Annotated in this window: 12 protein-coding genes and 1 pseudogene; 10 read left to right on the top strand and 3 right to left on the bottom strand. The window is 73.6% G+C overall.

Features of this window, described 5'->3' with window-relative positions; translation table 11 throughout:
- Positions 1-273 precede the first annotated feature (273 nt).
- Positions 274-954 (bottom strand): annotated as a pseudogene (locus tag ACZ63I_RS15870) (helix-turn-helix transcriptional regulator); the annotation flags it as partial.
- Here ACZ63I_RS15870 and ACZ63I_RS15865 point away from each other — a divergent pair.
- On the top strand, positions 878-1,075 hold the full coding sequence (locus ACZ63I_RS15865; protein WP_469339266.1) for a hypothetical protein: 198 nt from the start codon (positions 878-880) through the stop codon (positions 1,073-1,075). The pseudogene ACZ63I_RS15870 and the gene ACZ63I_RS15865 sit on opposite strands and share 77 nt — an antisense overlap.
- Before the next feature lie 204 nt (positions 1,076-1,279).
- Complete coding sequence (locus ACZ63I_RS15860) at positions 1,280-2,242, top strand: SDR family NAD(P)-dependent oxidoreductase (protein ID WP_469339018.1); 963 nt, start codon at positions 1,280-1,282, stop codon at positions 2,240-2,242.
- A gap of 45 nt (positions 2,243-2,287) precedes the next feature.
- Here ACZ63I_RS15860 and ACZ63I_RS15855 read toward each other — a convergent pair whose 3' ends face one another.
- Positions 2,288-2,761: a heme-degrading domain-containing protein gene (locus ACZ63I_RS15855; protein WP_469339016.1), complete on the bottom strand. Its 474-nt coding sequence runs from the start codon at positions 2,759-2,761 to the stop codon at positions 2,288-2,290.
- Complete coding sequence (locus tag ACZ63I_RS15850) at positions 2,758-3,861, bottom strand: Gfo/Idh/MocA family oxidoreductase (protein WP_469339014.1); 1,104 nt, start codon at positions 3,859-3,861, stop codon at positions 2,758-2,760. Before ACZ63I_RS15850 ends, ACZ63I_RS15855 begins: the two co-directional genes overlap by 4 nt.
- A gap of 55 nt (positions 3,862-3,916) precedes the next feature.
- Here ACZ63I_RS15850 and ACZ63I_RS15845 point away from each other — a divergent pair, with 55 nt between their 5' ends.
- The 8 genes from ACZ63I_RS15845 to ACZ63I_RS15810 all read left to right on the top strand — a co-directional run bounded on the left by ACZ63I_RS15845 (position 3,917) and on the right by ACZ63I_RS15810 (position 12,078).
- A complete protein-coding gene (locus tag ACZ63I_RS15845; protein WP_469339013.1) occupies positions 3,917-5,197 on the top strand; it encodes an ROK family transcriptional regulator in 1,281 nt (426 codons plus the stop codon).
- Between the two features lie 136 nt (positions 5,198-5,333).
- Positions 5,334-6,374, top strand: coding sequence for a hypothetical protein (locus ACZ63I_RS15840; RefSeq protein WP_469339011.1), 1,041 nt, complete (start codon positions 5,334-5,336; stop codon positions 6,372-6,374).
- 63 nt (positions 6,375-6,437) lie between these two features.
- Positions 6,438-7,208, top strand: a complete 771-nt coding sequence (locus tag ACZ63I_RS15835; RefSeq protein ID WP_469339009.1) for a GntR family transcriptional regulator — start codon at positions 6,438-6,440, stop codon at positions 7,206-7,208.
- A 187-nt stretch (positions 7,209-7,395) separates the two neighbouring features.
- Positions 7,396-8,547 carry a TIGR03364 family FAD-dependent oxidoreductase gene (locus tag ACZ63I_RS15830; protein ID WP_469339008.1) on the top strand — a complete coding sequence of 384 codons (1,152 nt, stop codon included), beginning with the start codon at positions 7,396-7,398 and terminating at the stop codon, positions 8,545-8,547.
- Positions 8,548-8,552: 5 nt separating this feature from the next.
- Positions 8,553-9,251, top strand: coding sequence for a phosphonatase-like hydrolase (locus ACZ63I_RS15825; RefSeq protein WP_469339007.1), 699 nt, complete (start codon positions 8,553-8,555; stop codon positions 9,249-9,251).
- Positions 9,248-10,408 carry an ABC transporter ATP-binding protein gene (locus ACZ63I_RS15820; protein WP_469339005.1) on the top strand — a complete coding sequence of 387 codons (1,161 nt, stop codon included), beginning with the start codon at positions 9,248-9,250 and terminating at the stop codon, positions 10,406-10,408. Before ACZ63I_RS15825 ends, ACZ63I_RS15820 begins: the two co-directional genes overlap by 4 nt.
- Complete coding sequence (locus ACZ63I_RS15815) at positions 10,401-11,294, top strand: 2-aminoethylphosphonate ABC transporter permease subunit (protein ID WP_469339003.1); 894 nt, start codon at positions 10,401-10,403, stop codon at positions 11,292-11,294. Before ACZ63I_RS15820 ends, ACZ63I_RS15815 begins: the two co-directional genes overlap by 8 nt.
- Entirely contained in the window at positions 11,281-12,078 is a 798-nt protein-coding gene (locus ACZ63I_RS15810; protein WP_469339001.1) for an ABC transporter permease, read from the top strand. Before ACZ63I_RS15815 ends, ACZ63I_RS15810 begins: the two co-directional genes overlap by 14 nt.
- The last annotated feature ends 69 nt before the right edge of the window (positions 12,079-12,147 follow it).

The following is a 12,147-nucleotide window of genomic DNA, read 5'->3' as shown; positions in this document are numbered from 1 at the left end:
AGGGGGGGGGGGGGGGGGGGGGGGGGGGGGGGGGGCGGGGGGGGGGGGGGGGGGGGCGGGGGGGGGGGGGGGGGGGGGGGGGGGCGGGGCCGCCCCCCCCCCCCCGGCTTCCTCGCCCGTCCCGCCCGTCCCGCCCGTCCCGCCCGTCCCGCCCGTCCCGCCCGTCCCGCCCGCCTCTGCGGCCGTCCCCAGGCTCTCGCTGCTCCACGCCGCCAGCAGCCGCAGCGCCTGCTCCGACGGTGAGCCCGCCTCCGCCGTGTGGATGCCGAGCGTCTGCTCCGGGTCGTCGGTCGGCGTGAACGCCTCGTAGCTCAGCGTGAGATCACCCACCACCGGGTGGTGGTACACCTTCACCCCGTGCGAGTGGCGCAGTACGTCGTGGTCGGCCCACCAGTGCCGGAAGTCCTCGCTGTGCAGCGACAGTTCGCCGATCAGCTCGGCGAGCTGCGGATCGTCGGGGTGCCGGCCCGCGTACAGGTGCAGCGAAGCGACCATGCTGCGGCCCGCCTGGTCCCAGTCGTTGTACCTGGCGCGGGCGCCCTCGTCGAGGAACGCGAAGCGCGCCATGTTGCGCTCGCGGTGCGGCAGCGCGTCGAAGTCGGTGTACAGCGCGCGGGCCATCCGGTTGGCGGCGAGTACGTCGAGCCGCCGGCCGAGGACCAGCGCGGGGGTCTCGGTGATCGTCTCCAGGACCCGGCGGAGACCGGGGCGCACCCGCTGCGGCGGCAGCGGCCTGCGGCGGGTACGGGTGGGCCTGGCGAGGGTGAAGAGATGGCCGCGCTCGGTCTCGTTCAGCCGCAGCGCGCGGGCGACGGCGTCCAGCACGCTCTCGGAGACATGCAGATTGCGGCCGCGCTCAAGCCGTACGTAGTAGTCCATGCTCACGCCCGCGAGCTGGGCGACCTCCTCGCGGCGCAGCCCCGGCACCCGCCGGCTGCCGGGCTGCGGGGGCAGGCCCGCCTCCTCGGGGGTGATCCGGGCGCGGCGCGAGCGCAGGAACTCCCGCAGCTCGGAGTTCGAGGCGCCGCTGCCCGGCGCGCCGCTCGTCTCGTTGTCGCCCATGGTCCCAGCGTAGGCGCGGCCCACCGCCCGCGCGCCGCACGACAGGGGTTCTGCCGGACCCCCCGTACGCCGGACCCGGGGCACGGGCAGGTCTCTCTCCGCCGTGGCTGGGGGCGCCGTCGCGTGGTTGCCTGGAAGCACGGGCCGAGCCATTCGGACGTGCCGGACAGGACATCCCATGACACCTGCCAGGACATCCCCTGACACAGGACATCCCATGACTGAGTTCCATCTCATCACCACGTCGTTCAACGCGAAGTCCACGGCGGCCGACGTCGTGGCGGGCGTCGACCTCACCGGCCGCCGCGCCGTCGTGACCGGCGGTGCGTCCGGCATCGGTGTCGAGACGGTACGGGCGCTCGCGGGCGCCGGCGCCGAGGTGACGCTCGCGGTGCGCGACGTCGAGGCGGGGCGGCGCACCGCCGACGACGTGACGGCGACCACCGGGAGCAAGCAGCTCTACGTCGCACCGCTGGACCTCTCCGACCAGGCGTCGGTCGCCGCGTTCGTCGCCGGCTGGGAGGGGCCGCTGCACATCCTCATCAACAACGCGGGGGTGATGTACACGCCCGAGCTGCGGACCCGGGAGGGCTGGGAGCTGCAGTTCGCCACGAACCACCTCGGCCACTTCGCCCTGGCCACCGGACTGCACCCGGCGCTCGCCGCCGCGGGGCGGGCCCGCGTCGTGTCGCTCAGCTCCGTCGGGCATGTGGAGACGCCGGTCGACTTCGACGACATCAACTTCCGGCAGCGCCCGTACGATCCCGCGGTCGCCTACGGCCAGTCCAAGACGGCCACCGCCCTGTTCGCCGTCGAGGCGAACCGGCGCTGGTCGGGCGAGGGGACCGGCGACGGAACCGGCCAGGGGATCACGGTCAACGCCGCGCACCCCGGCGCCGTCCTGACGAACCTGACGCGCCACATGAGCGGGGAGGAGCTGGACGCCGCCGTCGCCTCGGGCTACGAGTTCAAGACGCCCGAGCAGGGCGCGGCCACGTCCGTCCTGCTCGCGACCGCGCCCCGGCTCGAAGGCGTGGGCGGCCGGTACTTCGAAGACTGCAACGAGGCCGCCCGTTACGTACCGGGCGGCCCGCGCAAGGGCGTGGCCGACCACGCCCGCGACCCGGAGGCGGCGGCGCGGCTGTGGCAGGTGTCCCTCGACCTGCTCGCCGCAGCCTGACCCCGGAGCGGGGCCGCTGCCTGACCTCGGAGCGGGGGAGGGGCGTCAGTCGTTCAGCAGGTGGGTCAGAGCCGCGACGACCATCGCGTGGTCCGCCGTCTGCGGCAGCCCGGAGACCGTGACGGTGCCGATGACACCGGCGCCCCGGACCGCGATCGGGAACGAACCGCCGTGCGCCGCGTACTCGTTCGGGTCGAGCCTGGACGACTCCTCGAACGTCTGGCCCTTCGCGCGAAAGCGGCTGCCGACCAGCAGCGAACTCTCGCCGTAGCGCTCGACCACCCGGCGCTTGCGGTCGATCCACGCGTCGTTGTCCGCGCTGGAACCGGGCAGGGCGCAGTGGAAGAGCTGCTGCGGGCCGCGCCGGATGTCGATCGCGACGGGGGCTTCGGCCGCGCGCGCCGCGTCGGCCAGCAGGCCGCCGAGCCGCCAGGCATCGTCGTACGTGAAGTGCGGTAGCACCAACTCCCGCTCCTGCGCTTCGAGTTCTTCGACCGAGAAAGTGGGTGCGGTGCTCATGAGCGGGCCTCCAGGGTGACGGTGACGCCCTCGCGCGCCGAGCGGCGGGCCGCCTCCAGGACATCGAGCGTCGCCGCGGCCTCGTACGCGGTCACCGGCGGTGCGGTGCCGTCGCGCAGGGCGGCGGCGACCGCCGCGTAGTACGCCGGGTAGTCCCCGGCCTCGGTCTCTACGGGGCTGCCGCCGCCCGTGAGCGGCGACTCGCCCGCGCCGAGCCGGCCCCAGGCCGACTCGGGCTCCTCGCCCCAACCCTCCCCGGCCACCGGGCGCTTGCCTTCGCGCAGCTCCGCCTCCTGCGGGTCGAGGCCGTACTTCACATAACCGGCCGCCGAGCCCAGCACCCGGAAGCGCGGACCGAGTTGGGCGGTCGTGGCGCTCGCGTACAGATGCGAGCGCACGCCGCCCGCGTGCGTGATCGCGATAAACGTGTCGTCGTCGGCCTCGGCCCCCGGCCGCCGTACGTCCGACTCCGCGTAGACCCGTACCGCCGGACCGAACAGGGTCAGCGCCTGGTCGACGATGTGGCTGCCGAGGTCGTACAGCAGGCCGCCGATCTCCTCCGGCGCGCCCGACTCGCGCCAGCCGCCCTTCAGTTGCGGCCGCCACCGCTCGAAACGGGACTCGAAGCGCTGCACGTCACCGAGCTGACCGGTCTCGATCAGCCGGGCGACCGTACGGAAGTCGTTGTCCCAGCGGCGGTTCTGGAAGACCGAGAGCAGCAGCCCGCGCTCCTCGGCGATGCCGGCCAACTCCCGTGCCTCGGCGGCCGTTCCGGCGATCGGCTTGTCCACGACGACCGGCAGCCCCGCCTTGAGCGCGGCGGTCGCGATCGGCACATGGGTCTTGTTGGGAGAGGCGATGACGATCAGGTCCAACTCGTCCGCGCGCGACCACAGTTCGTCGGGCGATCCGGCGAAGCGGACGTCGGCGAACTCGGCGCGTGCCTGCGCCCTGCGCTCCTCGCTCGACGTGACGATCGTGTCGAGGACGAGTCCGTCCGTCGCGGTGATCAGCGGGGCGTGGAAGACGGACCCCGCGAGGCCGTAGCCCACGAGTCCGACGCGCAGCGGGGCGCGGGTGTCAGTCCCTGTCTCAGTCATGCCTCCACTTAAGCAACGCTGTTGCCAAAGTGCAAGAGCGGTGGACAATGGCCGGGTGGAGAGAGCGGAGCGAAGCGACGAGGTGGCCGGAACGGGCGGGCACGCGGCAGCCGGGGAGCCAGGCGGTGCGGCAGCCGGCGAGTGGGCCGCGCCAGGGGCCAACCTCCCGGTGCTGCGCGGCCACAACGCGGCGCTGGTGCTCGACCTGCTCCGTACGGCGGGGGCCGCCGGTATCAGCAGGCTGGAGCTGGCCGAGCGTACCGGGCTCACCCCGCAGGCGGTCAGCAAGATCACCGCGCGACTGCGCGCCGAAGGACTGGCCGCCGAGGCCGGCCGCCGCGCCTCCACCGGAGGCAAGCCCCGTACGGTACTGCGCCTCGTCCCTTCGGCCGCGCATGCCGTGGGACTGCACCTGGACCGCGACGAGCTGACCGCCGTCCTGGTCGACCTGGCGGGCACCCCGGTCGCGGCCAGGACGACCCCGCTCGACCTCGGCGCGGGCGCCGAGCAGGTGGTGGCGGAGGCCGCCGCCCAGGTGGCGGCGGTACGAGCCGAGGCCGTACGGGCCGACGCGGCGGGGGTAGTGACGGGACGGGCCGGCGCGGCGGGGGCAGCGACGGGACGGGCCGACGCGGCGCCTGCCGGGCAAGCGGCGTCCAGCGGCGTGGGGGAGCCGCTCGGTGTCGGGGTGGCCATGCCGGGCCCGCTCGACCACACCACCGGCGTCACCCGCCGGATCACCGGCTTCCCGCAGTGGGCGGGCTTCCCGCTGCGCGACACCCTCGCCGACCGGCTCGGCCTGCCGGTCGTGCTCGACAAGGACACCAACGCGGCGGCCCTCGGTCTCGCCCCGCGCGGCCCCGGCGACTCCTTCGCCTACCTCCACCTCGGTACGGGTCTCGGCGCGGGGCTCGTCCTCGACGGCGTACTGCACAGGGGCGACCACACCGGCGCCGGCGAGTTCGGCCATCAGGTCCTCCAGCTCGACGGGCCGCTGTGCCACTGCGGGAACCACGGCTGCATCGAGGCGCTGTGCCTGGCCGCGGTGGCGCGCGGCGAACCTGCGGAGGCCGCGCGGGTGCTCGGGCACGGTGCCGCGAACCTCGTCGAACTGCTCGGCATCCACCGGGTGCTGCTCGGCGGCAGGACGGTCGACGCGCACCGGGAGGACTTCGTACGGGGCGTGGCGGCCGTCCTCGCCGCTCGCGCCCGCGACGGCGGACCGGTGCCCGTCGCGGCGGCGGGCGGCGGCCCGCACCAGGTGGCCGAGGGGGCGGCGCAGCTCGTCCTGGCGCCGGTGTTCGGGCGGCGCAACGGGACGCGACTGGGCCGTTAGGACGTATTCGTATGACTGTCTGATCCCTCACCGGTCGTGGCTGCGGGGACGGTCCGTACGGGCGTGGCAGCGTCGGGGGCTGACACCCGTCCAGGGCCCGCTGCCGACCGCCCGCGATCAGCAAAGGCGACTCCCCATGCGACTGCGTCACGCCGCTCTGACCATCGGAATCACCGCCGCCGTCCTCGCTCCGCCCTTCCTGGCCGCCCAGGCACAGGCCCACGCCCAGGCACAGGCCCACGCGCAGGCACGGGCCCACGCCCCCGCGCCGGGCTGCGGCAAGGAGTCGGACCGCGCGTTCCCGATCAAGACCCGGATCCACGGCGGCCCGGACAGCTACCAGGCCGGCGGCGGCCCCGGCACCTGGTACCTCGACCTCACCAACACCACGCACGCGCTGTGCCGCGACATCCACCCCGTCGTCGTACTCACCGACCGGGAGCGCTCCCTGACCACGGCGCAGGTACGGCTGGAACTCACCGACCCCAAGGGGCACTGGCGTCCGCTGTCGCTGGAGAAGTCCGACGAGGACGAGACGATCGGGGTACTCGACGCCCGCACCGCCGGATTCGTCGTACCGGCGGGCAAGACACTCACGGTCCGCGCCCGGTTCGTCTTCACCGGCGCCGCACGGCCGAACAAGATCGCCGTCAGCGCGGCGACCGTGCAGCGGCGGGGTGACGACGGTGACTGGGTCGGCGAGTCCAACGCCTACCACTTCGCGGTGGTGGAGGAGAGCGACGAGCCCGAGGACAGCACCGCATCAGGCGACACCGACACCGACACCGCATCAGGCGACACCGACACCGGAACAGGCACCGACACCGGAACAGGCACCGATACCGGGGCAGGCACCGATGCCGGAACCGGTACCGGCACCGGGACGCCCCGAGGTACGGACGAGACCGCCGGCCCCACAAGCGACAGCCCCTCCCCCCAGACCCGCCCCGGCACGCGGGAGCCAAGCACCCAGGAACCAGGCGCGCACGAGCCGTCCGACCGCCCCTCGGGCGACCATCCCTCGGCCGGTGCCTCCTCGCACGCCCCCGGCCTCCCCGAACTCGCCAGCACCGGCCTCGGCGGCCTGCTCGGCCGTACGGCGGCGGGCGCCGTGCTGCTCGTCGCGGGCGTCGCGCTGTTCGTGGGCATCCGCCGCCGGCGTACCGTACGCCGCTGACCTGGCCCGCCCCCGGCCCGCCCCGGCACCCGCCGCAGCCGTCCCACGTGCGAACATCCCCCCGTGGACTACCCCTACGACCAGGCACCTGGCGCACCCGTACGCTCCGGGATCCCGGAACACGGCCGGATCCCCAAGTACTACGCGGTCAAGGCGCATGTCGCGCTGCTGATCGACGAGTTGGGCGAAGGGGGCCTGCTGCCCACCGAGCGCGACCTCGCCGTCCGGTACGAGGTCTCCCGCGAGACCGTGCGGCAGGCGCTGCGCGAACTGCTCCTGGAGGGCAGGCTCCGGCGCCAGGGCAGGGGCACGGTCGTGGCGGGGCCGAAGCTGGAGCAGCCGCTGTCGCTCGCCAGCTACACCGAGGGGGTCCGCCGCCAGGGCCGCACCCCGGGCCGCGCGCTGATCTCCCTCGACCGCTTCCCCTGCACCCCCGCGCTGGCCGCCGAGACCGGCGCCGCCCTCGGTGAGCCCGTCTGGCACATGGAGCGGGTGCTGCTCGCAGACGAGGAGCGGGTCGGCCTGGAGAGCACGTACGTCACGGTGGCCCGGGTGCCGTCCCTGGACACGGACTTCGACCCGGACTCGTCCTTCTACGGCTATCTGAGCGACCGGCTCGGCGTCGCCTTCGGGGACGCCGACGAACGCATCGAAACGGTCCTCGCCACCCCGCGTGAAGCCCTGCTCATCGGTACGCCGCCTGCTCTCCCGATGCTGCTGATCCACCGCGTCTCGCGGGACACCGACGGGCTCCCCCTGGAACGGGTACGCACCCTCTTCCGCGGCGACCGGTTCAGCTTCTCCGCCCACCTGGGCACGCCCCGCCGACCCTGACGCGCGGCTTGACGCCGGCCCTGACGCCCCTGATGCCGGCCCTGGCGCCGGGGCCCCACGACGGTTCCTCAGAGGCCACCGCGTATAACGGGAACGTAACGGGTCTGGTCCAAGCTTGGGGCGTCGTTCACCGTCCCGTCGCTGACCGGACCGCAGTGAGTCACCCGTCACGAGGAGCGTTGCCGCCGTGAGAGTCATCGTCGTAGGAGCCGGCGTGCTGGGCACCATGCACGCCTGGCACGCAATCAGCCGTGGTCACGAGGTCGTACAGATCGAGCGCGAGAGCGAGGCGCGCGGGGCCTCGCTGCGTAATTTCGGGCAGATCTGGGTCAGTGGCCGCGCGGGCGGCGAGGAGCTGGAGACCGCCCTGCGCGCCCGCGAGCTGTGGGAGCAGATCGGCGGGCGGGTGCCCGGCGTCGGCTTCCGGGCCAACGGCTCGCTCACCCCCGTACGCACCGAGCTGGAGCTGGCGGTCGCCGAGGAGGTGACCGCACAGGCCGACGCCGGGCCGCGCGGCCGCAAATTGCTCGGCGCCGACGAGGCGCGCGCCCTCAACCCCGCGCTGCGCGGCGACTTCACCGCCGCCCTGTGGTGCGAGCGGGACGCGGCCGTCGAGCCGCGCACCGCCCAACTCGCCCTGAAGGAAGCGCTGCTGGCGTCGGGGCGGTACAGCTACCTCGGTGGGCGCGAGGTCCGGGACGTCATCGAGCCCGGCCGGTCGGGGCCCGGCGCGAGCAGCGGTCCTGCCGTACGGGACGACCACGGCGATGTGCACAGCGGCGACGCCGTCGTGCTGTGCACGGGCGCCTGGCTCGGCGGGCTCGTCCGCGAACTCGCCCCCGAACTGCCCGTGCGGCGCGTCCGGTTGCAGATGATGCAGACCGACCCGCTCGGCGAGGAGCTGACCACGTCGGTGGCCGACGCCGACAGCTTCCGCTACTACCCCGCGTACGCCGGAGAGGCGCTCGACGCGCTCAACTCCGGTCAGCCGCAGGCCCCCGTCGCCGACGAACACCGGATGCAACTGCTCATGGTGCAGCGCCTCGACGGCGGGCTGACCATCGGCGACACGCACGCCTACGACCACCCCTTCGACTTCGACCTGCTGGCCGATCCGTACGAACACCTCACGACCGTCGTCGAGTCGTTCCTCGGACGGCCGCTGCCGAGGATCCGGCGGCGCTGGGCCGGGGTGTACGCGCAGTGCGTCGACACCAGCCGGGTCGTCCACCGCGAGCAGGTGCGCGACGGGGTGTGGCTGGTGACGGGGCCCGGCGGGCGCGGCATGACCTGCGCGCCCGCCGTCGCCGAGACAACCGCGAACGAACTGGGCTGGTGAGGAAGTTGACGGACACAATCTCGTTGGTCGTGCTCGACATGGCGGGTACGACCGTCGCCGACGGCGGACTGGTGGAGCGCGCCTTCTCCACCGCAGCGCAGCAGCTCGGCGTCGAGCCCGGCTCGCCCGACCACGATGACCAACTGGCTTACGTACGCGCCACGATGGGCGAATCGAAGATCTCCGTCTTCCGCCATCTGTTCGGTACGGAGACACTGGCCCAGCAGGCCAACGCGGCCTTCGAGGAGGCGTACGGCTCCCTCGTCGACGACGGCCTGATCGAGCCGGTACCGGGCGCGGCGGACGCCGTGGCGCGCCTGCGGGAAGCCGGCCGTACGGTCGTGCTGACCACCGGCTTCGCCCGCGTCACACAGGACGCGATCCTCAAGGCGCTCGGCTGGCAGGACCTGGCGGCGCTGACCCTGTGCCCGGCCGACGCGGGCGGCCGCGGCCGCCCGTACCCGGACATGGTGCTCGCCGCGTTCCTCCGGACGGGGGCCGCCGACGGGGTACGTCAGGTCGCCGTCGTCGGCGACACCTCGTACGACATGCTCAGCGGTGTCCGCGCGGGCGCCGGGGTCGTCGCAGGCGTACTGAGCGGGGCGCACGGCGAGGACGCGCTGCGCGCGGCGGGCGCGACGGACGTCCTGGCGTCGGTGGCCGACCTGCCCGCACTGCTCGCCGGCCGGGACGGCACGCGATGACCGCCGACAGCGGCATCCGCTTCGAGCGGGTGAGCGTCGCCTACGGCGGGCAGACCGTGCTCGACGGTTTCGACCTGGCCGTGGAGCCTGGCGAGGTGATGGCGCTGCTCGGCCCCTCGGGTTCGGGCAAGACCACCGCGCTGCGGGCCGTCGCCGGGTTCGTCCGGCCGGTCTCCGGGCGGGTGTTCATCGGCGGCCGGGACGTCACGGCGCTGCCGCCGTACCGCAGGGGCATCGGCATGGTCGTCCAGCAGTACGCGCTGTTCCCGCACATGAAGGTCGAGGCCAACGTCGCCTTCGGCCTGAAGGCGCAGCGCGACCCGAAGGTGCCGAGGTCCGAGATACCCGCCCGGGTCGCCGAGGCACTGGAGCTGACCGGCATGGCGGCGTACGCGCAGCGCTACCCGCGCGAGCTGTCGGGCGGCCAGCAGCAGCGCGTCGCCATCGCGCGTGCGCTGGCGATCCGGCCGCGGGTGCTGCTGCTCGACGAGCCGCTGTCGGCGCTCGACGCCCGGCTCCGCTCCGGCATGCTCGGCGAACTGGCCCGGCTGCACCGGGAGTTGCCGGACGTCTCGATCCTGTACGTCACCCACGACCAGGTCGAGGCGCTGACCCTCGCCGACCGCATCGCCGTCATGGACCAGGCCCGGCTGCGGGACTGCGGCACACCGCGGGAGCTGTACCGCAATCCGCGCACGGAGTTCACGGCCTCCTTCGTCGGCAACGCGAACCTGCTGCCCGTACGGGTCGCGGCGGGCGGCTCCGCCGTCACCTTCGCCGGCAGCCGGATCGAGCTGCCGACGGGCGCGGCGGCGGCGGGCGCGGCGGCGACCCTGTGCGTACGGCCGCATCTGGTCGGGCTCGGGGAGGGTCCCAACGCGTTGCGCGGCACGCTCACCGAAGTGCGGTGGCGCGGCTCGACGCACCGGCTGTACGTGGACGTCGCCGGGCACCAAGTGAAGGCGGACGTACGGGAGCTGCGGGTCACACCGGAGCTGGGGGACGACGTCACGGTGCACTTCGCGGCCGAGGACGCGGTGCTGCTCCCGATGGGCGAGGCAGCAGAAGGCGCGGCGGTCGGAGTTACCGAAGGCCCGGCGGTCGAAGGCGCGGAGGCAAAGGCCGGCGCGAGCGCGGGAGGCGGGCGCGATGTCTGACGTCACGTCCGCCGTCGTACCGCCCCCGCTGACGGAAGCCGGTCCACCACCGGTCCGCGCCACCGAAAAAGCCGGGCGGCTGCTCTGGGTGCTGCCGCCCGTCCTCGTCCTCGGCCTGTTCTTCCTCTATCCGCTCGCCCTCGTCGTCCAGCAGTCCGTCACGCCCGACGAAGGCGGCCACTCCCTCCAGCCGTACGCCGACGTCTTCGCCTCGACGGCCTTCCGCGAGGCGCTCACCACCACCGTGTGGCTGGCCGTCGGGTCCACCGCCGGATGTCTCGTCCTCGGCTTCGTCCTCGCGCTCGTCATCGCCTTCGTACCGTTCCCCGGCAGCCGGGCCGTCGCGCGCTTCATCGACGTCTTCCTCTCCTTCCCCTCCTTCCTGATCACGCTCGCGCTGCTGTTCGTCTACGGCACCGTCGGCATGGTCAACGGCGTCTGGACCGATGTCACCGGCGCCGCCTCAGGACCCGTCCAGTTCCTCACCACCCCCTGGGGCGTGCTGCTCGCCGAGATCACCTACTTCACCCCGTTCGTGATGCGGCCGCTGCTCGCCGCCTTCTCCCAACTCGACACCGCACAGCTCGAAGTGGCCTCCTCGCTCGGCGCGCGGCCCGCCCGGATCGTGCGCCGGGTGGTCCTCCCCGAGGCGCTGCCCGCGCTCGCGGCCGGCGGGAGCCTGGTGCTGGTGCTGTGCCTGAACGAGTTCGGCATCGTCCTGTTCACCGGCGCCAAGGGGGTCACGACCCTGCCGATGCTCGTCTACAGCAAGGCCATCCTCGAATCCGACTACCCGGCCGCCTGTGTGGTCGCCGTCGTCAACGTCGCGATCTCGGTCGGTCTCTACTCCCTCTACCGAATGGTGAGCCGCCGTGCTGGTGCATAGCCGCGGCGGGCGGTGGACCGCCTGGGCCGTGTTCTTCGTCCTCTTCCTGCCCCTGTTCGCGCTGCCGCTGCTCGTCGTACTCGCGGCCTCGTTCGCCACCCACTGGTCCGGCGCGTTTCCCTCGGGGCCGACCACCGCCAACTACGGCTCAGCCGTGCGCGGCGACTCGCTCCAGGCGCTCACCACCAGCCTGGTCACCGCCGTCGCTGCCAGCGTGCTCGCGCTCACCTTCGGGAGCTGGGCGGCGCTCGCGGGAGCCGCGTTCAAGGAGCGCGGACGGCGGGCGCTCGACGCGCTGTTCATGCTGCCGGTCGCCGTGCCGTCGGTGGTCGTCGGACTCGCCGTACTCGTCGCGTTCAGCAAGCCGCCGATCCTGCTCAACGGCACCCGGTGGATCGTGATCCTCGCGCACACCGTGCTCGTCACGGCCTTCGCCCACCAGTCGGTGTCGGCGGCGGTCGCCCGCCTCGACCCGATGTACGAACAAGCCGCCGCCTCGCTCGGCGCCCGGCCCTCGTACGTGCTGCGGCGGGTCAGGCTGCCGCTGCTGCTGCCGGCTCTCAACGCGGCGGCCGGGCTCTGCTTCGCCCTGTCCATGGGCGAGTTGAGCGCCACGATGATGCTCTACCCGCCCGACTGGATGCCCCTGCCGGTGCTGATCTTCACCGCGACCGACCGCGGCTCCCTCTTCACGGGATCGGCCGTCGCCGTGGTGCTGATGGCCACGACGCTGCTCGTCCTCCTCGGCCTGTCCCGGATCAGAACCAGAGCCGCGTTCCGCTGAACCCGCGCCCCGCCGAAACCGCGTTCCGCCGAAACCACGCCCCGCCGAAGCGGCGCCTTCCGCCGCTCA

This window comes from Streptomyces sp. NPDC087906 (assembly GCF_055584925.1).
The sequence above is the reverse complement of the archived record's forward strand: the minus strand, read 5'-3'. Positions and strand labels throughout refer to the sequence as shown.